At 35.4% G+C, this 25,199-nt stretch carries 21 protein-coding genes and 1 tRNA gene; 7 read left to right on the top strand and 15 right to left on the bottom strand.

All coding sequences use genetic code 11. The annotated features are described in order from the left end of the window. Positions 1 to 16 precede the first annotated feature (16 nt). A tRNA-Gln gene (locus tag EG344_RS14805) sits at positions 17 to 87 on the top strand. 104 nt (positions 88 to 191) lie between these two features. On the opposite strand, the gene EG344_RS14800 is transcribed toward EG344_RS14805, so the two are convergent. From EG344_RS14800 to EG344_RS14745, 12 genes are all read right to left on the bottom strand, one after another. After that, positions 192 to 398: a hypothetical protein gene (locus EG344_RS14800; protein WP_123910075.1), complete on the bottom strand. Its 207-nt coding sequence runs from the start codon at positions 396 to 398 to the stop codon at positions 192 to 194. Between the two features lie 146 nt (positions 399 to 544). Then, positions 545 to 745 carry a hypothetical protein gene (locus tag EG344_RS14795; RefSeq protein WP_123857683.1) on the bottom strand — a complete coding sequence of 67 codons (201 nt, stop codon included), beginning with the start codon at positions 743 to 745 and terminating at the stop codon, positions 545 to 547. A gap of 67 nt (positions 746 to 812) precedes the next feature. Next, the gene (locus tag EG344_RS14790; RefSeq protein WP_123910074.1) at positions 813 to 1,127 is read right to left on the bottom strand and encodes a hypothetical protein; all 315 of its coding nucleotides are present in this window, start codon (positions 1,125 to 1,127) and stop codon (positions 813 to 815) included. Positions 1,128 to 1,179: 52 nt separating this feature from the next. After that, complete coding sequence (locus EG344_RS14785; RefSeq protein ID WP_123910073.1) at positions 1,180 to 1,467, bottom strand: hypothetical protein; 288 nt, start codon at positions 1,465 to 1,467, stop codon at positions 1,180 to 1,182. A 120-nt stretch (positions 1,468 to 1,587) separates the two neighbouring features. Beyond that, the gene (locus EG344_RS14780; RefSeq protein ID WP_164464443.1) at positions 1,588 to 2,034 is read right to left on the bottom strand and encodes a hypothetical protein; all 447 of its coding nucleotides are present in this window, start codon (positions 2,032 to 2,034) and stop codon (positions 1,588 to 1,590) included. A gap of 287 nt (positions 2,035 to 2,321) precedes the next feature. After that, on the bottom strand, positions 2,322 to 2,954 hold the full coding sequence (locus EG344_RS14775) for an HdeD family acid-resistance protein (protein ID WP_123857686.1): 633 nt from the start codon (positions 2,952 to 2,954) through the stop codon (positions 2,322 to 2,324). A gap of 363 nt (positions 2,955 to 3,317) precedes the next feature. Next, the gene (locus EG344_RS14770) at positions 3,318 to 4,421 is read right to left on the bottom strand and encodes an agmatine/peptidylarginine deiminase (RefSeq protein WP_123910072.1); all 1,104 of its coding nucleotides are present in this window, start codon (positions 4,419 to 4,421) and stop codon (positions 3,318 to 3,320) included. Between the two features lie 4 nt (positions 4,422 to 4,425). Then, the gene (locus EG344_RS14765) at positions 4,426 to 5,040 is read right to left on the bottom strand and encodes a hypothetical protein (RefSeq protein WP_123910071.1); all 615 of its coding nucleotides are present in this window, start codon (positions 5,038 to 5,040) and stop codon (positions 4,426 to 4,428) included. A 102-nt stretch (positions 5,041 to 5,142) separates the two neighbouring features. Then, a complete protein-coding gene (locus tag EG344_RS14760; RefSeq protein WP_123910070.1) occupies positions 5,143 to 5,931 on the bottom strand; it encodes a GyrI-like domain-containing protein in 789 nt (262 codons plus the stop codon). Between the two features lie 126 nt (positions 5,932 to 6,057). After that, positions 6,058 to 7,017 (bottom strand): DUF2268 domain-containing putative Zn-dependent protease, encoded by a 960-nt coding sequence (locus tag EG344_RS14755; protein ID WP_123910069.1) that lies wholly within the window; start codon positions 7,015 to 7,017, stop codon positions 6,058 to 6,060. Between the two features lie 85 nt (positions 7,018 to 7,102). Beyond that, positions 7,103 to 8,521 carry an amino acid permease gene (locus EG344_RS14750; protein ID WP_123910068.1) on the bottom strand — a complete coding sequence of 473 codons (1,419 nt, stop codon included), beginning with the start codon at positions 8,519 to 8,521 and terminating at the stop codon, positions 7,103 to 7,105. Positions 8,522 to 8,749: 228 nt separating this feature from the next. Continuing rightward, on the bottom strand, positions 8,750 to 9,049 hold the full coding sequence (locus tag EG344_RS14745) for a helix-turn-helix domain-containing protein (RefSeq protein ID WP_228412743.1): 300 nt from the start codon (positions 9,047 to 9,049) through the stop codon (positions 8,750 to 8,752). 180 nt (positions 9,050 to 9,229) lie between these two features. Between EG344_RS14745 and ccoN the strand changes: the two genes are divergently transcribed. The 5 genes from ccoN to EG344_RS14720 all read left to right on the top strand — a co-directional run bounded on the left by ccoN (position 9,230) and on the right by EG344_RS14720 (position 20,998). Further along, positions 9,230 to 11,509, top strand: coding sequence for a cytochrome-c oxidase, cbb3-type subunit I (gene ccoN, locus EG344_RS14740; protein WP_123910067.1), 2,280 nt, complete (start codon positions 9,230 to 9,232; stop codon positions 11,507 to 11,509). Positions 11,510 to 11,527: 18 nt separating this feature from the next. Next, positions 11,528 to 12,415 (top strand): cbb3-type cytochrome c oxidase N-terminal domain-containing protein, encoded by an 888-nt coding sequence (locus tag EG344_RS14735; RefSeq protein ID WP_123910066.1) that lies wholly within the window; start codon positions 11,528 to 11,530, stop codon positions 12,413 to 12,415. Between the two features lie 291 nt (positions 12,416 to 12,706). Continuing rightward, a complete protein-coding gene (locus EG344_RS14730) occupies positions 12,707 to 17,734 on the top strand; it encodes a translocation/assembly module TamB (protein ID WP_123911826.1) in 5,028 nt (1,675 codons plus the stop codon). Further along, complete coding sequence (locus EG344_RS14725) at positions 17,734 to 20,061, top strand: BamA/TamA family outer membrane protein (RefSeq protein ID WP_123910065.1); 2,328 nt, start codon at positions 17,734 to 17,736, stop codon at positions 20,059 to 20,061. The genes EG344_RS14730 and EG344_RS14725 overlap by 1 nt, the downstream gene beginning before the upstream one ends. Position 20,062: 1 nt before the next feature. Continuing rightward, positions 20,063 to 20,998, top strand: a complete 936-nt coding sequence (locus EG344_RS14720) for a YihY/virulence factor BrkB family protein (RefSeq protein WP_123910064.1) — start codon at positions 20,063 to 20,065, stop codon at positions 20,996 to 20,998. A gap of 57 nt (positions 20,999 to 21,055) precedes the next feature. Here the strand turns inward: EG344_RS14720 and argS are convergent, their stop codons facing one another. Further along, on the bottom strand, positions 21,056 to 22,816 hold the full coding sequence (gene argS, locus EG344_RS14715; RefSeq protein WP_123910063.1) for an arginine--tRNA ligase: 1,761 nt from the start codon (positions 22,814 to 22,816) through the stop codon (positions 21,056 to 21,058). A gap of 163 nt (positions 22,817 to 22,979) precedes the next feature. Here argS and EG344_RS23970 point away from each other — a divergent pair, with 163 nt between their 5' ends. Then, positions 22,980 to 23,135 (top strand): hypothetical protein, encoded by a 156-nt coding sequence (locus tag EG344_RS23970; protein WP_164464442.1) that lies wholly within the window; start codon positions 22,980 to 22,982, stop codon positions 23,133 to 23,135. An 87-nt stretch (positions 23,136 to 23,222) separates the two neighbouring features. On the opposite strand, the gene EG344_RS14710 is transcribed toward EG344_RS23970, so the two are convergent. Continuing rightward, positions 23,223 to 23,672 (bottom strand): lipocalin family protein, encoded by a 450-nt coding sequence (locus EG344_RS14710; RefSeq protein ID WP_123910062.1) that lies wholly within the window; start codon positions 23,670 to 23,672, stop codon positions 23,223 to 23,225. A gap of 55 nt (positions 23,673 to 23,727) precedes the next feature. Then, positions 23,728 to 25,197 (bottom strand): SusD/RagB family nutrient-binding outer membrane lipoprotein, encoded by a 1,470-nt coding sequence (locus EG344_RS14705; protein WP_123910061.1) that lies wholly within the window; start codon positions 25,195 to 25,197, stop codon positions 23,728 to 23,730. Positions 25,198 to 25,199 lie beyond the last annotated feature (2 nt).

Genomic DNA, 25,199 nt, shown 5'->3' with positions numbered 1-25,199 from the left:
AAAACCAAAATAAAGCAGACCTATAGTGTAACGGTAGCACTCCGGTTTTTGGTACCGTCAGTCGGGGTTCGAATCCCTGTGGGTCTACAAAACCACTCTTTAAAAGAGTGGTTTTTGCTTTTATCTATGTAATCTGAAAACAAATAAAAAACAGATACTACAAGCATCTGTTTTGGTTCTCCTTCAAATTTTCAGTTACATTTTCTACAATAACTCTTATCAACATATTCCTTATTTCCTCCGGAAGATAGATAATAGCACCCTCCTTTTTCACCCGTATAAAGTGTATGCCCATTATAGGTACAATATCCTGCAGATTCTGATTCCTCGTTACTTCCTCCACAAGAATAAACGACAGTAGTTGATACCAATACCAGCCATAATAAAACTTTTTTCATGTTTCTAGTTTTTAAATTTTCAACAAAACTAGAGTAAGGTTTAAATAAAAAAATACGGAAACCCATAACAAAAATAAACCCGGCTCGTTTTTAGAGTCGGATTTTTATTGATTGTTCGCGGCAGGCAGTATTAATGATAAGTACTTTTATGCAATGAAATCTATAGCATTCTTAAAAAGAGCTGCCAAAGAAACCACGATTAATAAAACAGCAACAACCCATCCTCTATAATAAAGCATTTCATCATACATAGAATCATCATATCTTTTCACGTTAAAGACATTTTCTTTAGAGCTTAATTTAAAATAAATAAGAACTAAACCTATCAATAATGTTATCAATGCCATTGTATTTAATCACTATTTTTTATTCTTGTTGTTTTTGATAATGGGTAATTTTACAAAAAATAAGATACTACTTTTTCTTCATAATATTATTCTTTCCCAGAAACTTTAATATTGAAGCTAATTTATACAAATCATAATCAATCATCTCCCGTCCTCCGCTTCGAAATTTTTGTAAGAATTCCCAATCTTCAGTAAGACTTCCTATTGTAAGTTTTGCAGGTTCATGGTAAGGATTATATAATTCATTATCCAGAATATTCCAATATAAATCATCATGTAATTCTACCCCATCTGCATCATCCAGTTTATTCAATTCATCTGAAAGATGCCTGATAAGATTTTTGATATCTGAAACTTTCAAAACCGGATTATTGTTTTCCATAAATGTATTCTTTTTTAAACAACTTATAAAGCCTTATCATTTATAAATAGGATCACTCACTTTCATCACTATCTGATTGGTCATAACAAGCTAATTGATATAAATATTGATCAAAATCTTCATTGAGATTATTTTCAAGAAAAGGTTTTAATTTCTCAACCTGCTCCATTGTTAACTCATATTGATCATAAATTTCATTTTCATCATCATCTTCATTGAGTACAAAATCATCTAAAACGTGTATAATTTCCTCTGCTGTAATAGTTAGTGGATAATCTTTATGGATATATCCATCATCTATACTATATTCTTCTATAGCTCTTTGTATTTTATATTTCATCTGCGTTTACCTTATCAACTATTATCATAAAAAATTACTTCAAAATGAGACTGATTTTTTTATTTTCAGATCTGCGGTGAGAAGATACTTTGATAGATCAGATAGTTTATTCTGTAATTATTAATTTTTATAACGAAACGGAATTCTCACAATATCTACCACTTTCTCTCCTTTACTATTCTTTCCTGCAACCCATTTTATTTTCTCTGTCGATTTTGTAGCAGCTATTTTTACTTCATTATTAAATATCTCATTTTTCCCATAAGTTGAAATATTGATAACATTACCCTCACCATCTACTTTTACAATCAGTTCTGTGGTAAGGCCTTTCGACAAGGAGATCAAAGCATCCTTATTTAAGTTTTGCTCAATCTTTTTTATAAATGCTTTATTTCCATCAGGAAACTGAGCTGGAAAAGGATTAACCGGTGGTGGGGGAACAGAGAAATCCTGAGGCTGTCTTGTTTCATATTTGTTGACCAGTTTAGTTTCTCCTTTACTTGAGGTTTTTTGAGAAAATGCTATTGTAGATATAGCCGTACAGGTTATTAGTACTATTTTTTTCATATTTCTATGGAGTATTTAAAAGTAGTTCATTTCTAACACTATCATCAAATAATTAGCTATTTCAGACTAAAGCTAATTTAATAAAAAACAAGGGAAAGAAAAGCCTGGAAAATAAGAATTAAAAATTCCGGCAAATTGCCCTTGAAAAAATATTTTAAGTATAGTGAAGATTCACTAGGAAAGACTCAATAGTCTTGTCAAGGCTATCGAGTTCAAAATCAAATTTTATTCTCATTAAAAACAAAAAAGACCTCCCTTGGAGATCTTTGTTATTATTTGCTAATCAGTTATTTTTTAAGGTCATCAATTTCATCCTGAATAGATTTTATCTTATCCCTAAGCTCCTGACTTACTTTTCCAGGAATCTTTTTAACTTTTCTAAGATCTAAAGCTAACATAATAGAAGCAATTCCCATAAAAATAAACGAAACACCAGTTAAGGTTACCAAAGAAATTCCTGTAAACACAGGATTGAATATCAACAATAAAGAAAAAATTATTCCTCCTACACTTGCCAAAGCAACATTTCCCCAGCTCATTATTTTCATACTTTTCAGATCAAAAGCGAATCCCAGTAGCTGAAAAGAACGGAATAAAAGGGTAAATCCTACTACAAACGGAAGAATAGACATTGAAATCTGTGGATAAGCGATCAGATAAATACCAATTGCTGTAGTCAAAAGTCCACTTACAAGAAACCAGCCCCATCCCTGAAGAGATTTGCTGTTTTGTATGGAAAAGAATATTTCCGTAATCCCCGAGAATAGGAATGAAACACTGAAAAAGATAGAAAGTGTTACATACGTTGCAAGCGGTACACTGAATACATAAAAACCACAGATCAAAAAAAGAATTCCAAAGATCAATGGAATATACCAATGTTTAACGGTGTTGGTAAGTGTTTGAAATAGATTAGCCATAGGAGTATTTTTTGGGTCTGCCTACTTTGTGATGCGGTGTTCGGCTTGTCCGCCGGAATTGAAAAAAAGGATTATAATTTTCACTTGAATTTGAATAACCCTTCATTACTAATTTACAAAAAAATAACAGACCAAATCATAAAACATTATGTAAATCATTGAATAACTGACATTATATCTTAAACATACAACCAACTTAACAACTAATTTCCATATCTTTTTACTAACATTTTCTACAAATAAAGAAAATGAAATAGGTAAATATATATTTTCCATAAAAAAATTAACACAAAAAAACATTATGATACACCCAAATTCATAATATTATAGGAGGTATCATAATGCTCTAATGAAGACCTTATCTTACTTCATCAACTTTCCGGCAGGCTGCTGTTGAGTAACACAATGTACCATACCACCATTTTCATATAAGTTTCTTACATCTATCCCTATTACTTTTCTGCCAGGATATTGCTTCTGAATAATCTGATTAGCTACCTGGTCATTAGGATCTCCATAATTAGGAACTAAAACTACGGTGTTGGCAACATAATAATTAACGTAAGACCCTTTTTCATCCAGCTGTTTACCATAAGCTGTCTTTACTTTATTTTTAGTAGCGGGCAAATATACTTTCTTGTACTCTTTCCCTTCAGTATTAGAAGCAGTATAAAGTGTATTAATATCTTTATCGGAAAGTCCGAGTTCTAAAAGGTCATCCTCATTCATGGTTATCATCGTAGAAGCGTTGACAAACTTCATGAAACCATCAATATGCATATCTGTAACATCTAATCCGGTAACACCATCCAGCCATATCACTTTAGATACTCCATAATAGGTTTCAAACATTTCTTCAGCTTCTTCCTGTGTAATCCCTTTATTTCTAGTAGCTCCTTTCTTCTGGCTGATTACTGAACTTTTACAAGCCATCAGAACTCCGTTTCCATCTGTTTCTACTGATCCGCCTTCGTTAACCATTTCTTCATTCAAATTAATAACCTTTACTCCGAGATCTGTCCCTATGCGTTGTGGAATTTCATCACAATTTTCAAAGTCAAACTTTTCGCCCCAGCCATTGAATCCCCAATCTTCAATCAATACATTTCCTTTATTATCCTTTACGAAGATCGGTCCGTTATCCCTGATCCATACATCATCAGTAGGATAAATTCTAAAATCCACATTCTTCATCGGAATCTTATTTTCTTCTAAAATCTTGATGATTCTTTTTTTCTCATCCTCATTATAAGCAATAATGTGGACCTTTTCCCCTGACTGTAATGCTTTTGTCATATCAACCCAGGTCTTTTCTACTCTTTCACGGTACGTATTACCATGCTGGTAATGATGAGGCCATTGAAGCCAGGTTCCTTCGTGCAGTGAAGATTCTTCAGGAAAATGATAGGTTTGTCCCATAGTATACATAAAACCTAATATAAAAGTAAGTGTGAATAATTTGTTCATATCGTTAAAATTTCTTTCCAATAAATACTCCGAAGTTGACATCAGTCTCATAACTGTTTCCTGTCTGGGAAATGTTACTTCCTATTCCGAACTGCATTTTCTTTTTATTCTCTAATCCCAGACGAATAACCTGGCTGCTAGCTTGATGTTCTTTAAAACTGAAATCAGCCTCTACAATCAACATGCTGTAAAAATTTAGCCTTTCATTAATCTTTGGAGTGTATTCCATTAAAGTATATAAACCTAATCCAAGTTCTTTTGCATCCGTAGAATACGTTAATGCTGGAAATACACTTATTCCAAAAACATCATTTGCTTTTCCGTACGCCAACCCAACAGAGGGCATAATATCTTTATCAGAAATATGGATACCCGCAGAAATCCCCAGATTCTTCCCAATTCCATAATTAATATTTTGATAGAGTTCAGGATTTACTTTTTTCAGAGTATAGTCATAACCTATAGTTCCCGATGCAAAATAATTCCATTTATTTCCGAAGTCTTTATCATAGATCCCCAATATCTCAGTTTCTTTATTGCCGGCATACGCCTGGATAGAAATCTGCGATTTGCCACTGAAAGGAATCAGCAAGATGAGGAGAAATACATATTTTTTCATTGTTTTTGTTTTTTAAATTTTGCTTGATAAACTCCCGTTACCGTCATTTACTGATGCAAAATTAAAGACTCAAAAAATCAATTCTTGTCCTAAAAGGACATCTTACTCATACAATGGAAAATAAATATGAGTAACCTCTGCGTCTTCATACTCTTCAATAACATCGGAATTATCCAACAAAAACTCCTTCCCGGAAAGCCACGATTGATAGAATGAACGATAAGTCTCCAAAATATTTCCATAAAGGCCATGGTGGGTGAACTTTGCATATTTCCCACCAAAAATTTCGTTTTTTACCAATCCTTTAATCTCTTCATCTGTAATTACTGCCGCACCATATCTACAGTGTGAATGACTGGTTATCAGAGGTTGGTCACGGATGATTCCATAAGCGGCTTCAAATATCTCAGCATCCGGTTCAATTTCTTTCCATAATGCATCAATTTCCTGATTATTATAATCTTTAGCCTTTATAAATTTACAATAAACGGATACTGTATCTTTATATTTGATCTCAATTTTCAGATCTGTATCATGGTTCTCTATAAATTCTTTGAAGATATCCTGTTTCTGTTTCCTTGCTTCTGCCGGAGAAATAGAATATTGTTTTTTAAATGCCTTTGAAAAGGATTGAATATTAAAATATCCCACCTGCCATGCTATTTCAGAAAGACTATCTTCTGTATAGATCAGTTTTTTATAAGCGTTCTCCAAACGCAGACGTTTTTGAAACCCGGAAATCGTTTCATTAAAAAGTTTAAAAAAAATGCGTTGAAAATTACGGTAAGAATAATGAGACATTGATTCTATCTCATGAGCAGTTACTTCCCTATCAAAATTGGCTTCAATATGGTCGATAATTTTTTGTATCTCATTAAAATTAACCTGCATACCATAAATTTTCGCTATGAAACTGTTTTAATCTCTATGAGGCTATTCATACAAGTATTACTATAGAAATAACAAACAGATCATATTATTCTTTTACTAAGGTAAGAAAAAGAGGTGTTTGCTATTTTACTTTGCTTCAGTTTTATATCCTGACTTATCTAAAAATTGCTCTGTTTCAGTTGTATTACTGAAATCCAGATTCATGATAGTATTGATCGCCAATTTTTTATTTCCAGATCTTTCATAAAATCTTTTGGTGATGATATATCCCATAAAATATCCCAGATCCGCAGGTCTGTCTTTGATGACAGCAGTATTGGATAACCAGTTTTGAAAATTATCAGCTTTCATTTCTTTTTGAAAATCATTCCACAGAGAATCTTGATGATGCATTCCATAATCTATATAAGGAGCTTCAACTTTTTTCCCGGTTAATAGCTCTGCTATAAAATCTGCAGATCCCTCTTTCAAGCAAAGCCCTAATAAATTGGTTTTTGTTCCTCTTAAATTTTGTTGAGTATGGACCAGTTCATGGGCAGTAAGAAAAATAATTCCTGAATTGATCTTCATCCTGTCCTGATAGTTTTTGGACAGCTCAGAATAGTCCACTGTCTTATCTGAAGCAGCCAGTTCAGAACCTATGATAAGATTCCCGTTGATTACTGTTCCGCCACCTTTAAGGTTTCCCATCGTAAAATAAATCTTAGGTGGTGAAAAATCAGCATATAACCAACTGAAATTTTGATAAAGGCTTTCTATATTTTTAAAATCTTTTTGAATTTGCTCTGTTTTACTTCTGATAGATTTCCAGAATTTTGGCTTTGATTCAAAAGATTCAATCCATTGCTCAGAAGTAAAGTTCCTTGATTGAACAAAATCTTTTAACCCGGGAGTTGCTTTATCAACATATAACTTTTGAAATGTGGATATCTTTTCTTCCGGATTATTAAACCTCTCAATCTCATCATAGGCTGTCCAGAAATTCCGGATATCGGAAGTCTCAATATAAGTATTAAAATCATGCTTCTGAGCAACAGCCAAAACTGAAAACAGGCAAATGAGCAGCAGACAGAATAAACGTTTCATCTAGGGTACTTTTAAAATAAAATATGGTTTCTGTACTACTTAAAAAGTTTCCAAAAACCATATCTTTTATTGTAATTTAAACCTGTTAACTCGGTTTATATAATTTATACATGGCGAATAGAAATCCTATCCAAATTGGAATCAGGATCACCTGGATTTCCATTCCTGTAATGCTCATTAACCCTAAAATCAACACTAAAAACGCAATACAAATGTAATTGGATATTGGGTAAAATATCGATGGAAACTTTGATTGAATTCCTTCTTTAGTGATTGATTTTTTAAATTTCAAATGGGTATAGCATATCATCAGCCAATTGATAATTAATGTAGACACCACAAGAGCCATCAAATACTGAAACGCTTTTTCCGGCACCAGTTTATTAATGATAATACAGATTCCTGCAAAACATGATGAAACAATGATCGCGTTAATAGGAACTGAGTTGTTATTCAATTTCTTCAGAAACTTAGGAGCATTTCCTTGTTGAGCCAATCCGAAAAGCATACGGCTATTGCTGTAAACACTGCTGTTATACACAGATAAAGCGGCAGTTAGTACAATAAGATTAAGAACATTCGCAATCAAAGTATTGAATTGAATCACTTTACCGAAAAGACTGAATTCTAATCCATTTAGATTCTGAAACACCATTACAAACGGGCTTGAACCTTCTGTAATTTCTCTCCAAGGGCTTAATGAGAAAAGAATTACTAAGGCTCCTACATAGAAAATCAGAATTCTGTAGATTACCTGATTGGTAGCCTGTGGAATTGTCTTCTCAGGGTTTTTAGCTTCAGCAGCAGTAATCCCAATGAGCTCCAATCCTCCGAAAGAGAACATAATCATGGCCATTGCCGCAAATAATCCGGAAAATCCGGTTTCAGTTTTATTAAATAGTCCTTTCGGAAAAAATCCACCGTCATTCCATAAATTTGAAACGGTAGCTTTTTCTCCTCCGGTTCCGCTAATCAACAGATAAACCCCGAAAACAATCATTGCAATGATTGCAATCACTTTAATAATGGAAAACCAGAATTCAGTTTCTCCATACACCTTTACAGAAGCAAGGTTAAGTGCAGTGATGACTATAAAAAAGAATAAACTGGACACCCAGAGTGGTATTTCCGGCCACCAGAAGTGAATATAATGACCAATGGCAGTAAGCTCGGCCATACTTACAAGAATATAAAGAATCCAGTAGTTCCAGCCTGAGGCAAAACCTGGAAAATTTCCCCAATATTTATAGGCAAAGTGACTAAAACTTCCCGATACAGGTTCCTGAACTACCATTTCACCAAGCTGACGCATGATAAAAAAGGCAATGATACCTGCTAAGGCATACCCTAAAATCACTGAAGGTCCAGCCAATACCGCTGCAGGCCCGATTCCCAGAAATAATCCGGTTCCTATGGCACCTCCAAGGGCAATTAATTGTATATGTCGATTTGTTAATCCTCTAACTAAAGTCTCGTTTTGTCCTGTTTTATTTTCGTTGCTCATTGAATGAATTATTCGGTCGCTAAATATATAAAAACTTTTCAGAGAAATTCACATTCCATGGGGTAAATTGAGAATTCAGGTAAAGCGAAACATGAAAAATAAATAGACTCCCCTTTCTATTGGAGGGGTTATCAGGAAACTGTTATAAAAAATAGCCCTAACATATTGTTAAGGCTTGTATAATAATTTATTGTATTAATTTCTATGGTATATATTTCCCAAAGTATCCTATAAATATTCTTTCGGAACTGAAATATTATTCTTTTTCATATACTCCAGAAGTCCCTGATATTTATCTTCATATCCATCATCAGTTCCACATTTATGGGAGATGCTGCAAATATCGGAAGGCTTAATCTCTAAAATATCTGAGATTTTAGTCAGGATTTCCAGATTGATCTTCACTTTGGAATTCTCAATATCGGAATACGCTTTTTGGGAAATCCCCATTTCAAAAGCCATATATTCCTGGGTAAGATCTTTGCCCCTACGGATTTTCCTGATATTTTGTCCACATATTTTCATCATTTCTGTTTTAGTAGTTTTCGGTATATTTTAGAAGATTATCTATTAGCCTCCAACAAAGTTAATAAATACCTTTGGCAAAACATTATACACGTTACATGATATTTACTTTTAATATAGAAAACGGCAAAAAATAAACCTTTTTCAGAGCAAATATCACCTCGGTAAACACTATTGGAATTTATGGAGACGCAAAAATTTAATTATGACAATAATATTGTCAGAGCATTCCTCTATGCAACAATCGCATTCGGACTTGTCGGATTTCTGCTGGGACTTACTGCCGCATTGATGCTTTTTTATCCTGAATTACCTGAATTTTTATTCGGTACAGATGATACAACTATTAAAAGTTTAGCTTCGGGCAATATTCAGGGACTAATCAATACTCAGGGAGCGATGGGCTTCGGAAGAATCAGAATGCTTCACACCAGTGCTGTAATTTTTGCCTTCGTTTGTAATTCATTCTTCTGTGGTGCTTACTATAGCATGCAGCGATTACTGAAAACAAGAATGTATAGCGATACGCTTTCATGGATTCACTTCTGGTCATGGCAGTTTATGATCGTTACCGTAGTGATTACCTTCTTAATGGGAATCAATACTTCTAAAGAATATGCTGAACATGAATGGCCTATTGATATATTAATTGCCTTCTCATGGATCGTATTCGGTATCAATATGTTCGGAACAATTGCGAAAAGAAGAGTAAGACATTTATATGTAGCGATCTGGTTCTACTTAGCCACATGGATTGCCGTAGCAATGCTCCACATCTTCAATAACCTGGAAGTTCCGTTATCTTTCACAAGCTGGAAATCTTATTCAGTATATGCAGGTGTAAAAGATGCATTAGTACAATGGTGGTATGGTCACAATGCGGTAGCATTCGTATTAACAACCCCTGTACTAGGTCTTATGTATTATTTTATGCCAAAAGCAGCTCAGCGACCGGTATTCTCATACAAATTATCCATTATTCACTTCTGGTCGCTGATCTTTGTATACCTTTGGGCTGGGCCTCACCACCTGCAATATACAGCATTACCAGCATGGGCACAAGCAGTGGGAACCGGTTTCTCTATCATGCTGATCGCACCATCTTGGGGAGGGATGCTAAACGGGCTTCTTACCTTAAGAGGAGCTTGGGATAAAGTAAGAGAAAATCCGATCCTTAAATTCTTCGTGGTAGCAGTTACCTGTTATGGTATGGCCACTTTCGAAGGACCATTACTAGCAACAAAATCTTTAAATAAAATTGGACACTATACTGACTGGGTTATTGGTCACGTACACTTAGGAGCTCTTGGATGGAATGGTTTCATGGCATTCGGGGTGGTATATTACCTGGTACCCATTATGTGGAAAACAAAACTTTGGTCTGTAAAACTTGCGAACTGGCATTTCTGGTTAGGAACATTAGGAATCATTTTCTATGCAGTACCAATGTATATTTCAGGATTCACACAAGGTTTAATGTGGAAACAGTTCAACCCGGACGGAACCCTCTTGTGGAAAAACTGGTTAGATACTGTTACAGCGATCATTCCTTACTTTAAAATGAGATTCTTAGGAGGTATCTTATATCTATCTGGAGCGATTTTAATGGTAGTCAATGTTATCAAAACCATTAAAGCTGGTTCATTCCAGAAAAATGTTCCTGCGGAAGCGCCTGCATTAGCCAATATCGGGGGATCAAGAAAAGAAGGCGAAGGCGTACACCTTTGGTTAGAAAGAACACCTACCCTACTTTCTATCCTGGCTTTCATCACCATAGCGATTGGTGGACTTGTAGAAATTGTTCCCACCTTATCACTGAAGCAAAGTGTTCCTACGATCACAGCAGTGAAACCATACACCCCCTTAGAGCTTGAAGGAAGAGATTTATATATCCGTGAAGGATGTAACTCCTGTCACTCTCAGATGATCCGACCTTTCCGTGATGAAGTAGTAAGATTTGAAGGAAAGAACGGACAGTACTCTAAAGCTGGAGAGTTCATCTATGACAGACCCTTCCTTTGGGGCTCTAAGAGAACAGGACCGGATCTTCACAGAGAAGGAGGCCGAAACCCGGATTCATGGCACTTTAAGCACATGTACAACCCAAGAATTACCTCTGCAGGTTCTATTATGCCACGTTTCCCTTGGTTAATTACCAATAAACTAGACCGTACTCAAATGGTGGATAAAATGAAATTAATGAAAAACTCATTTGATGTTCCTTACACAAAAGCGCAGATCGACTCTGCTAATCAATGGGCAGACAACCAGTCAAAAGCTATTGTACAGAGAATTTATTCTGAAGCTACCGATGTAAAAGATCAGATGGCTAAAGAAAAAACCACAAAAGGAGGAGCATATATCCCGCTTGAGCAAAGAGAAATCGTAGCAATGATCGCTTACCTGCAAAGATTAGGTACAGACATTAAAACGACACAGATCCAAACCGCAAGTGCAGAGTAATCATTAAAAATTGATGTAATGAAAACGAGAACCCCAATTTCAATATATATCGCAACAACCATTGGCTTAACAATCATGGCCTTTGAAATGTTCGCCAGTGATTCAGGATATTTTTCCTCCCCATTTTTCTGGGCACTGATATTGATTGCGATTATCCTTCTGATGATTATGAACTCCATTGGAGACATGATTGAAAACGAAAGCTTCAGCAGACTTTCGGAGGAAGAGAAAAAACAATACCTTGAAGAAAAAAGCGTTCCCTATTACCAAAAACTTTGGAATTCTGCCTTCAAAAAGCAATCTGCTACGGAAGAAAAAGATATTCTGATCGACCATGGTTTCGATGGAATTACAGAGCTTGACAACTCACTTCCAAAATGGTGGATAGGCCTGTTCTGGTTCGGATGTATCTTTTGTGTGGTATACCTGATGGCCTTTTCATTCACAGATTATGCCCATCCGGAAGCTGAATACACGAAAGAAGCCAAGACCATGCTGGCATCTATCGCAGAGTATGAAAAAACAGCTCCGCAGATCAATCTGGAAAGCGCAAAATATAGTGCAGATAATATCGCAGAAGGACAGGAATTATTCAAAACCAACTGTGTAACCTGCCATGGAGACGGAGGAAAAGGAGGTATTGGTCCTAATCTTACGGATACTCATTGGATCAATATTAAAGAAAAAAGTTTATTTAAAAATGTTTTCTGGATGCTTGAAAATGGTTCTCCAAATAATCCTACCATGAGACCTTTCATCAAAGAAGGAACCATTACCGGAAGAGATGCAGAAAAAATTGCAGCCTATATTTATCACATCAACCAGGAAACTGCTCCTATTACAGAAGCTCAAGGCGGTGCCGCACCACAGGGAGAAGATGTAAAATGGGAAAACGGAAACAACTAGAAATTTATTATTTCATATAAACCATGCCAAGCCCCCTTTGCAACTACACTAACATTTGAATTTTCATTTTTGCTAACTAACCTTTTCAACATTAAAAAATGATTTAAAAGGGGGCTTTTTTCAAATACAATCCACACCTTGGCTCGTCTTACTCAACTATTCACTTGACAACTACACAACTAAAAATTCCATAATAAGGCAGCCAAGGCAGGATTTTTGCATTCATAAGGGATACCACAACAAAGACAGAATAAAATAGTATTATTATCTTTGTTAGAAACCTTCTCACTTTTGAAACTGAAAATCAACACTAGCAAACTTTTAAGGCGTATTGCAATAACCTTTATTTCAATATTGGTTCTTCTTACCCTGTTGATCCTAAGCCTAAGACTTCCAGCCGTTCAAAACTTCATCAAAGATCGATTGATTGTTTACCTGGAGAAAAAAATTAAAACCAAAGTAAGTCTGGAGAGAGTCTACATTGGCTTTCCTAACAGTCTTGTGATGGAAAATCTCTACCTCAAAGGCAAGGATGTAGATACTCTTTTAGCCGTAAAAAAGCTGGATGTGGGTTTACATATGCTTAAGCTTATCAACTCTACTGCGGATATTACCTCTGTAGACATGGAAGGTGCCCGCGCCAACGTAGTCAGAAAACCGGATGGCAAATTCAATTTTGATTATATTATTGATGCCTTTGCGAGCAGTGATAAAGAAGAAAGTTCTTCCAAGCCTTTCATTATTTCTCTGGATAAAATCAATTTAAAAGATATTGGGGTTACCTTCAATGACCAACAGTCGAAGAATGATATTAATCTCTATTTTAAATCGTTTGATACCAGGGTCAAAAAATTCGACCTTAATAAAAATACCTACGCTGTCAATGATATTAATCTTGATGGGTTAAAATTAAAACTGAAACAGGGAATTGTAGAAGAAGTTTCTAAGAAGGTGGAGAAAAAAGTAGATTCCCTGAATCAAAAAAAACCGATGAATATTGGGTTGAGAGGAATCAAACTGACTCACTTTGATATTGATTATGGTGATGAAAACACCAAAACCTATGCTAAAGTTTTATTCAAAGAATTAAGTACAAAGGTCAACAAACTTGATCTTGAAAATAATGCTTTCAACGTTGGAAATGTATTCCTTTCAGGAGCAGATATCAATGCTAACCTTTATCTTCCTGCTCAAAATGCCAATCCAAAAAATAAAAAAGAACCTGAAGTTTCAAAAGTTTCCGAGCAGGATAAAGCAATGAGCCTTCTGTTAGGAAAACTGGTTTTAAATGATGTAAAGGTAGCCTACAATAATACCGCAATTGCCCCTACCAAACAGGGAATAGATTTCAACCACCTAAATTTCTCCAAAATGAATGTTGAGGTGAGAAGTTTTAAAATGGAGAATAATACTTTCGCGGGAACAGTTAATTCAGCAGAAATTCAGGAAGCAAGAGGACTGGATATTCAAAAATTCAATACGGATTTTGTGTATGCTGAAAAAGAAGCTTATCTGAAAGATCTGTACCTACAGACTCCAAAGACTTTATTACGCGATGAGGTTATTTTAAATTATAATTCCATCGATCAGCTGACTTCAAATTTAGGCGCAGTAAAAATTTCTGCCAATATCAAAGATTCAAAAATCGGATTTTCTGATATTTTAAATCTGGTTCCTACTTTAAAAAATACAGTTCCATTCAATAAATATCCAAACGCCATCCTGAATGTTAATGCCAATGTGAAGGGAAGTGTTAATGACCTTTTCATTCAAGACTTAAAAGTTTCAGGACTGGATCAATTGAGAGTGAATGCATCCGGAAGAGTTAAAAATGCAATGAATCCCGATCAGTTGTATTACGATCTGAGAATCGGAGAATTTTCTTCTAACGCTAAGACGATTTTCAATTTAGTTCCAAAGAATACGATTCCTTCTAATATTTCTCTTCCTTCAAATTTCAGTGTCAAAGGAAATGCCAAGGGAACTACAAAAATGGTCAATACAGACCTTAACCTCTACTCTACCCTTGGAAATGCAGCTATTGTTGCCAATGTGGATATGCGTAGAAAAAATCATGAATTATATGATGTAAAAGCTAACCTTCAGGGTATACAGGTTGGGAAAATCATTCAAAATAAAGACATTGGCCCTATCACAGCTCAGATTTCAGCTAAAGGAGAAAGCTTTGATTTCAAAAATGCCAGGGCTAACTTGAATGGACATGTTGCTTCCGCCGTGTACAAAGGGTATCGATATCAGAATATGAACTTAACAGGTAAGATCAATAAAGGGGCTTATGATGTTATTTTAAATTCAAAAGACCCGAATGCTGATTTACTTTTGACAGCATCGGGAATTTATGATGAAAAAAATCCTACCGTAAAAGTCAATGGGGAGGTGATCAAATTAGATGTCAACAAGCTTGGCTTCTACGAAAAACCAATGATCCTGGCCGGAAAAATAGATGGAGACTTTACAAGTCTTGATCCGAATAATCTGAATGGTTATTTAAACCTTAAAGATTTTGCTTTTTCTGATACCAAAGAAGTCTATCCTGTACAGGAAGTCAACCTGAAAGCCTCTTCTACTACAGATTCTACACAGATTATTTTCAACTCTCAGATTGCAGATGTTGAATTGAAGGGTAAATATAAACTTACACAGATCTTTGGAGCTTTAACGCAGACCATTAATCAGTATTATCAGTTCCAAAAACCGGATAAAACGCAAAAAATTACTCCGGGACAACATTTTACCTTTACGGCAAAGATTAAAAATGATGATCTGATCAGAAAATTTGTACCGGATCTGAAAAGTTTTGAAACCATTAATCTGGCAGGAAACTATGATGCCGATTCTCAAAAAATTGAAATTGATGGTCAGATTCCTCAATTATTATATGGTGAAAATACGATTGAAAAAGGAGCTTTAAAAGTAACTAATGAAAATCAGGCATTACAATATAACCTGAATGTTGCAGCTTTAAAAAGTTCAAGCTTTTCACTGAAAAAAATTAACATTGACGGGGATGTTGCTGATAATACCATCAACTATAATATCACTACTAAAGATGATAAAGATGCTACTCAATTCCTGATTGCAGGACATGCAAAATCACTTAACGACATTACAGAAGTTTCCCTGAATCCAAACGGTTTAAAACTAAACTACAGCGATTGGAATGTTGCTGAAAACAATAAAATCCAGATCAGCAGCAAAGGAATTTTGGCAGATAATTTCACGCTGAGCAATGGTGCAAGTGAAATTTCTATTCAGTCAGAAAGCAATAGCCCAAGTAGCCCTTTGAACATCGCTCTGAAAGATTTTAAAATCGAAACGATTACAGAACTTATCAAAAAAGATACGGTCCTGGCTAGAGGAACCATCAACGGAACAGCCCAACTTCGTGATGTGATGAAAAATATGACTTTCACCTCTGATTTAAATGTTTCCAACCTTATTGTTTATGGAAGTCCTGTTGGAAATCTGGCTGTAAAAGTAAATAATTCTTCACCGAAACTTTTAAATGCTGACATCGCCCTTTCCGGAAACAATAACGATGTAAGAATTCTGGGTGATTACAATACTGCTTCCAGCTCTTTTGACCTGAATATGGCGATCAATCAACTTCAGATGAAGAGTATCCAAGGATTCTCTATGAATGCCATTACCAATACAGAAGGTTATCTTTCCGGAAATCTGAAAATCACGGGAACAACAAGTCAGCCGAATATTCTTGGAAAAGTAAAGTTTAATGATGCAGGATTGGAAATTGCAAAAATAGGAAGTGACTTCAGAAACCTGAATGATGAAATTGATTTTACCAACCGAGGTATTGAATTTAATAATTTCAAGATCAAAGATAAGGATGGAAATGCTCTGGTTGTAGATGGCCAGGTTCTTACTCAAACTTACAGAGATTTCGCGTTTAATATGAACGTCAATGCCAAGGATTTCAAGGTAGTGAATTCACAGAAATCAAACGACGCTATGATGTATGGAGTTCTTGCAATTGACGCAGGTCTCCGTATCCGTGGAAACCTGGACTTACCAAAAGTAGATGGAAGACTGAGTGTTGCAGATAATACAGATTTCACTTTTGTTCTTCCTCAATCTAACCCTTCATTACAGGAAAGAGATGGAATTGTAGAATTTGTGGATCAGGATCAGGTGGTTTTAAACAAAACAATTAAAACAGATTCCCTGGATGCCCAAAGCCGTATTAAAGGAATGGACGTAAGCGTCAATATCGAAGTAAGTAAAGAAGCAAAACTATCCATCATCATTGATAAAGCCAATGGTGACTTTGTACAGCTTCAGGGAGAAGCGGAATTAACCGGAGGTATTGATCCATCAGGAAAAACAACATTGGTAGGAGTTTATGAAGTCAACAAAGGAAGTTATGATCTTTCGGTAAGTTTCCTGAAACGGAAATTTGATATCCAGAAAGGAAGTACCATCACCTGGACAGGAGAGCCTACAACCGCTATCATGGATATTACAGCGGTATATAAAACTGAAGCTGCTCCAATTGATCTCGTAGAACAACAGATCAGTGGTGAGAGTGCTTCCACAATGAATCAATATAAGCAGAGAATACCTTTTAATACCCTATTAAAAATGAAGGGAGAGCTGCTGAAACCGCAACTGACTTTCGATATTACCACGGAAGAGAAAAACAATGCGGTATCCTCCAATGTTAAGGATGTTATTGATCAGAAACTGGCTCAACTTAGAACTCAGGAATCTGAATTGAATAAACAGGTGTTTGCTTTACTGCTCCTAAACCGTTTCATCGGCGAGAATCCGTTTGAAAGTGGTGCCGGAATGTCTGCGGAAACTATGGCAAGACAGAGTGTGAGTAAAATTCTTTCTCAGCAATTAAATAATCTGGCATCTGGACTTATTAAAGGAGTAGATCTTAATTTTGGATTGGATTCTTCGGAGGATTATTCCACAGGACAAAAAAATACCAGAACCGACCTGAATGTTGATATCAGTAAAAAATTATTGAATGACAGACTGAAAGTAACCGTCGGAAGTAATTTTGGATTAGAAGGACAGGCCCGTCAGAATGAGAACATGACGAATATTGCAGGAAATGTCTCTGTAGATTATAGTCTGTCCAAAGATGGAAGATATATGTTACGAGCTTATCGTAAAGATGAATATCAGGTAGCTCTTCAAGGGCAAATCATAGAAACCGGAGTTGGATTTATCATTACTTTAGATTATGACAAATTCCGTGAGATTTTCCAAAAATCCAAAGAGAAGAAGCCTAAAAAGAATCAAAACAACCAAGTGGTAGAATTTAAATAATGAGTACTATATTTCCAACATACTGTAAATATCTGTTGATTTCCGGATTAGCTTCGGCAGTAGTTTCCTGCAGCAATACAAGGTTTCTGAAAGAAAACCAGATGTTGTATACAGGCGCTGAGGTAAAGATTGATAGTGACACTATTTCCAAAAAAGAAAAAAAGGATCTTCAGGCTGCTTTAGAAGCGAACCTTACTCCTAAACCAAATTCTACATTTTTAGGAATGCGTCCCAAGCTTTATTTCTACAATATTGCGAAAGAACCTAAAAAAGACAAAGGGTTTAATTATTGGCTTAAATATAAGATGGGTGAAAAACCTGTATTATTGGGAGATGTAGACCGTGAGTTTAATAAAGACATCATTGAAAACTATTCTGAAAACAAAGGATATTTCAATGCCCGAGCCACCTATGATACTGTTTCAAAAAATAAAAAAGCAAAGGTTATTTATACCTTAAAGCCAGGTGCGAGGTATCTGATTGATGGTGTAAAATTTCAAAAAGACTCTAGTCTTGTTAATCAGGAAATTCAGAATGTAGCCGGAAAAACACTTCTTAAAAATGGAAGACCATTTGACCTGGATGTTATTAAAGCAGAAAGAGAAAGAATTGATAACAGGCTAAAAGAAAGAGGATTTTATTATTTTCATCCGGATAATATCATTGTACAGGCAGATAGTACCGTCAACAAAAACCATAAGGTAGAGTTGAATGTAAAGCTTAAGGAAAACACTCCTGATCTGGCGACTCAACAGTTCAGCATTGATAAAGTTATTGTATTCCCGAATTATAATATTCAGGATGTAAAAGCTGGTAAATATAGCGTTCCTATGAACACAGATTCTTTGAGTAAATATGCATTTGATGATATTTACGTCATTGATCCGCAGCATAAATTCAAACCGAAAATTTTCGACAGAGCTTTATACTTTAAAAAAGGAGATCTTTACAACCGTTCCAATCATAATCTTACCTTAAACAGGTTGATTAGTTTGGGAGTATTTAAGTTTGTGAAGAATGAATTTGTAACTTCGGATTCTTTGAATCATAAATTTGACGCTTATTATTTATTAACTCCAAGACAAATTCAGTCTTTACGTCTTGAAGCATTAGGAAGAACCAACTCCGCCAATTATGCCGGTAGTGAACTTAACCTGAACTGGACACATAGAAATTTCTTAAGAGGGGCAGAACAATTTAAAGCTGCCATTTTTGGAGCTTTTGACTTCCAGATGGGGGGCGCTCAGAATGCGAATAATATCTTCCGCGCCGGAACTAATGTTCAACTTTCCATACCAAGAATTGTGGCACCGTTCCGCTTTCATTCTTCCAGTGAATTTGTTCCCAGAACAAATATTACATTAGGATATGAATTCCAGAACAGAACCCAATATTATACGCTTAATAATTTTACTGGTTCATTTGGATATGTGTGGAAGGAAAATGCCAGAAAGGAACATGATCTGAAAGTAATTGATATCACTCTTGTTTCACCACAAAAGGTTACTGCAGAATATGAAGCCATTGCAGCGACTAATCCTGCAATGAAGCGAATTGTTGAAAAACAGCTTATTTTTGGTCCTACTTATTCGTATACTTATACCAATACTATGTTTCCGAAAAAGAATACCTTTTATTATAAAGGAACTCTTGATCTGGCAGGAAATATCACTGGCTTGGTGACAGGGGCTAATGTAAAAGAAGATAAGCAAAAAAAGATTTTTGGAGTTCCTTTCAGCCAGTACGCTAAGATTGAAAATGACTTCAGATTCTACCATAAATTCACGGAAAAATCGTCATTGGCAACAAGAGTTATTGCAGGAATTGCTTATCCATACGGAAATTCAGAATTTGTTCCTTTTTCCAAGCAATTTTTCTCTGGAGGAAGTAACAGCATCAGGGCCTTCCGTGCAAGAACATTAGGACCGGGAAGTTTTGATCCGAGAACAATACAACAGGGTGCTTATTTTGATCAATCCGGAGATATTAAATTGGAATTAAATGCAGAATATCGCGCCAACTTATATAAATTTTTAAACGCAGCCGTCTTTGTGGATGCTGGAAATATCTGGTTATTAAATAGTGATCCAGACAGACCGGGAGCTAAGTTTTCAAAAGACTTTTTGAATGAAATTGCTGTAGGAGCCGGAGTTGGTCTAAGACTTGATTTCTCTATCCTGATCTTAAGATTAGACCTGGCTATGCCATTGAGAGTACCTTACTATGAGAAGGGAGACAGATGGGCCTTCGATAAAATCAATTTCGGAGATTCAAGCTGGAGAAAAGATAACCTTGTTTTAAATATTGCCATCGGATATCCTTTTTAATATGATTAATAATGCTAAATTTTTCTGGGAAGTTTTAAAAGAAACCTTTACTGAGTGGAACAGTTCTTCTGCATCCAAAGATTCAGCGAGCCTAGCTTATTATGCCATTTTTTCTATCCCGGGATTATTAATTATTATTATCTGGGTATTGGGTAACTTCTTTGGTGAAGAGGCTATCCGTGGACAAATCAGCACTCAGATCAGTGGGATTATGGGACCTGATGTAGCCAAAAGTATCGAAGGAATGCTTGCCGGAGCCTTAATTGACAAAAAAAATATCTTCATGAAAGCTGTAGGAGTAGGAGCGTTGGTTTTTGGTTCTACTACTCTATTCTTCCAACTTCAACATACCTTGAATTCGCTTTGGGATGTAGAGTCTGCTCCCAAAAAGGCCTTACTCAAGTTTTTACTGGATAGAGCTAACTCCTTAGGAATGATCCTGATTCTTGGATTCCTCCTTATGATTACCATGGTCCTTTCTTCATTAATCAGCCTTTTTAATACAATCATCACCCAATATTTTGGATTTGAAACGTATCTACTTGTTGAGGTCGTCAATTTTTCCATCGGATTTGGTCTTGTCATGCTTTTATTTGCCCTAATGTTTAAAGTGCTTCCGGATGTACAAATCACCTGGAAATCTGTTTGGCGAGGTGCTTTTTTAACAACAACATTATTTACGCTGGGGAAATTTTTACTGAGTCTTTATTTCAATCAGTTTAAACCTACTTCAGCATTTGGAGCTGCCGGAACAGTAATTTTAATCATGATGTGGATCAACTATTCTTGTATGCTCATATTTTTTGGTGCTAAGTTCACTAAAGTATACACCTATAAAAAAGGTTACAAAGTTATTCTCTCTAAGCATGCAAGATGGACTCCTGCAAAACTCTATGCGGATAGTTTGAAGCAGATGCATGGTGAGAAAAGTGAATGATTATTGTGCAGCTATCATTAAAATACAAAAAAGCCTCCTGAAATCAGGAGGCTTTTTTTACATTCTGTTTACTGTTCCAATTCCCAGTAATTCTAACGATTTTTTGATCGTCTTTGCTGTAAGGTCTGATAAATTCAGACGGAATTGTTTAATATTTTCATCATCCTGATTCAAAATAGGATTATTCTGATAGAATGAGTTATAAGATTTTACAAGGTCATACACATAGTTAGCCACTAAAGCAGGGCTCAATGTTTCTGCAGACTTAGCCACTACTGTTTTAAAGTTAGCCAATTGCATAATCAATTCTTTTTCAAACTGATTCAAAGTTACATCAGCAGTTTCTGCGTATGCGAACTCTGCCTTTGTCAACAATGACTGAATACGAGCATAGGTGTATTGAATAAACGGTCCTGTATTTCCATTAAAATCAATACTTTCTGCAGGGTTGAAAAGCATTTTCTTCTTAGGGTCCACTTTCAGCATGAAATACTTTAAAGCTCCCAAACCTACTGTTTCATAAGATGCTTCTTTATCTTCTTCAGAAAGAGATTCAAGTTTTCCTAGTTCCTGAGCTTTAGATTTTGCGGTTTCATACATTTCCTGCATTAAGTCATCCGCATCTACTACAGTTCCTTCACGGGATTTCATTTTTCCTTCCGGTAATTCAACCATTCCGTAAGAAAGGTGGAATAACTGATCTGCCCATTCATATCCTAATTTTTTCAGGATCTTAAATAAAACCTGGAAGTGATAATCCTGTTCATTACCTACGGTATAGATTAGCTTTTGGATATTGTTCTGCTTAAAACGTTCCACAGCCGTTCCTAAATCCTGAGTCATATATACTGAAGTACCATCAGAACGTAACAATAGTTTTTGATCAAGTCCTTCATCTGTAAGATCACACCAAACAGAACCATCTTCTTTTTGGTATAATACTCCTTTATCCAAACCTTCTTGGATAAGATCCTTTCCTAAAATATAAGTATTGCTTTCATACTGAACCTGATCAAAGTCAACCCCTAGTCTTTTATAAGTATCATTGAATCCTTTGTATACCCAGGAATTCATTTCTGCCCAAAGACTTCTTACCTTTTCATCCCCATTTTCCCAATCCAGAAGCATTTTTTGAGCATCTTTCATTACCGGAGCATCTTTTTTAGCTTGTTCTTCGGTTACTCCCTGGTTCACAAGTTCGGCAATCTCTTTCTTATAGTTTTTGTCAAATTCTACATAGTAGTTTCCGACAAATTTATCTCCTTTAGTATGGGTTGTCTCAGGCGTTGCTCCATTTCCAAATTTTTCCCAGGCCAACATTGATTTACAGATATGAATCCCTCTGTCATTAATGATCTGAGTCTTGATAACATCATAACCCGCCTCTTTTAAGATCTGAGCCACGGAAAACCCTAACAGATTATTTCTGATATGCCCTAAATGCAGCGGTTTGTTAGTATTTGGGGAAGAATATTCCACCATTACGGTAGCATTTTTCTTATCTATTGTTGAAAAACCATTGTGAACAGATCTAAAGTTATCTACAAACAGTTGATTTTTAACTTTAACATTAAGGAATCCTTTAACCACATTAAAGCTTTCGAAAAGATCCGTCTGCTCTGTTAAAGCTTCTCCTAATTCAACCCCGATACTTTCTGGGTTTTTCTTCAATTGTTTTACCAACGGAAAAGTAACGATTGTAAAGTCACCTTCAAATTCCGTTTTATTTTCCTGAATTTCCAGATTGATGTCTTTTAACTGAAATACATTTAAAATGACCTCTGAAAGTTTTTGTTCTATAATATCTTTAATATTCATCTCAAAATTTAAAGTACAAATTTAGTGAAATTAAAAAGACAAGTCTATAATGCAAAGACCTACATTCAATTATTTGATGATTTTTTTGAACAATTATTCTGAAAACCAAAATCTTATCTATATTTTCCATATATTTATTATAGTCATCAAACAAAACTTTATCATGAAAAATCTAAAAAAATTCACTAAAACTGACCTTAAAAAAATTACTGCCGGAAATGCACCATGCTGCGAACCATGGGGAAGATGTCCTGATGGGTACAAACAATGCCAGGAATGGGGAGCTTGTGTGCCTAAATCTGTAAATTGCGGTGGATAAAAAAGAGGTCATAAAGACCTCTTTTTTTGGTATCGATACAAAAAATAAAAACCGCCCGAGGGCGGTTTTTTAATTATCATAAGATTTTTATCCTTTTCTAAAAACTAAAGTTCCTTCATCATTTCCAGGTACATTATCTAAGTTTTTACTGTTGTCAAGTATTCTGAGTTCAGTCTCTGAAAATGTTTCGACTTCTTTTTTTAATGTTTTAGAAGTTCCTGCTTCCGTATAAGTAAGTGTAAGAATATGATTCATTTTATCATAACTCCACTTCCCTGGGTAAGATTCAACTTTATTACAGTTGCCGGTTGGTTCTACAATAGCATATCTTTCATATACTCCAGAGAAATCAGCATTGATCGCTAACTGTCCTTTACGATCACAGTCATTGAGCTGCACATCTTTACCCCTGTACTCATATTTATAAGGGATCCAGTTTCCATTAATCTGTACCTCCTGATTAATTACATTTGCATCATCATCACTTGAACATGATGCAACTCCTACTAACAAAAGAATTCCTATAAAAAATCTCATATATTTCTTTTACATTATTTAAACAAAACTCTTTTGTTTAAAACTATTATTTAATTTAAAATTTATCCCAAAATATTTTTGTGGTTACTTTATCACCGCCAATTTTAGCAGCAGCAGCCTTAACATTAGTGCTATTTACAAGATATTCATCAACAGGATAAAACATTCTGACAGGAACTCCCTCTACTCTTGAACCTGGAGGATTCACAAATACAGGAAAGTCTAGCCTTCTGGTAAAATTCCATGCCTGGAACCCTTTATTAAACATCGCCACCCAAGACTGTTCTCCGATAGATTTTTTCCAGTTCGCAGCATTAAATGGATTATTAGCAATAATGGTAGCAGCAACAGTATCAGGATCAGCCATCCCATATTCTAATACAGAAGCTTTAATTGCCGCGTTATATAAATTACCAGCAGAATCTCCAACGTTAAAATTTCTAGCAGCAGCTTCTGCTCTCAAAAACGTAATCTCAGTATAATCTAATAAAAATCCTTGAGCGTTTTCCCCTGAAATAACATCTGTAAAGTGAGAATACTTATCAAAAACATTATTTTCTCCATAAGGACCACCAACATATGCACCATTTAATTTAGTGAACCAAACATCTCTTCTTGGATCATTGGTAGCATTCATAAAATCAACCAACACATCTGAAGGTAAAAAGTCATTTCTACCAGACTGAATTACATCCTGATAAACTGGGTTAGATAATAATCCTGAAGGGAAAGTCTGCAAACCGAAGTTATCACTTTTATCAGTGAATAGCCCTCCGCTAAATGCAGCCTCTGCATAAGTCTTAGCAAGTGCCGGCTCTACGTCTGCCAATGTAACAGCCATTCTGAACTTTAAAGAGTTAGCCATTTTCTTCCACTTGTTCATATCTCCTTTGTAAATCAGATCTTTATCATATCCTTTTACAGAGATATCCATCATAGCAATAGCAGCATCAATTCTTTTGATAAGATCAAGATAGATCGTTTTAGCATCATCATAAGGAATTTCAGCAACATTATTTGGATTATCTGCTGTAGCTTTTAATGCTCCAAAATAAGGAATATCTCCAAAAGTATCTACTAAATTAGCCCATGCATACACATTTACCAATTCTATCATTGCGATGTTATTCTTTTTCTGAGCAGGATTTACATCTTCCCCATCAAGAAATCTTCTTGCATCTCTTAGTGCAGATAAAACTCCTGGAGAAGGGATTGTAGCAGATGCTGACGCCATCATACGATTGTAATGATTACCAGGAATTGGTCTTGCTGTCATATTGTAGTTCGTCTCATCCGGATATGTTGTTTCAGACCATTGCTGAGTAAAAAATCTGGAAATATTACGGTTCACACTTGCTGATAACATCTGATCCATCAAAGCCTGTTCAGCACTGGCGAAAAGTACTCCTGAAGGAACTTCTGTCGGGTGTTTTGGGTCTTCATTCAGAGAAGTAATGTCTCTTTCGCACGAAGTAAACGTTAATGCTAATGAAGAAAGCCCTATGATTAAAAATATTTTTTTCATTT

The sequence above is a fragment of the Chryseobacterium sp. G0162 genome (assembly GCF_003815715.1).
In the GTDB taxonomy this organism is placed as follows: Bacteria; Bacteroidota; Bacteroidia; order Flavobacteriales; family Weeksellaceae; genus Chryseobacterium.
Note: the sequence above shows the minus strand (reverse complement) of the source record. Positions and strands in the feature narration are given on the sequence as shown.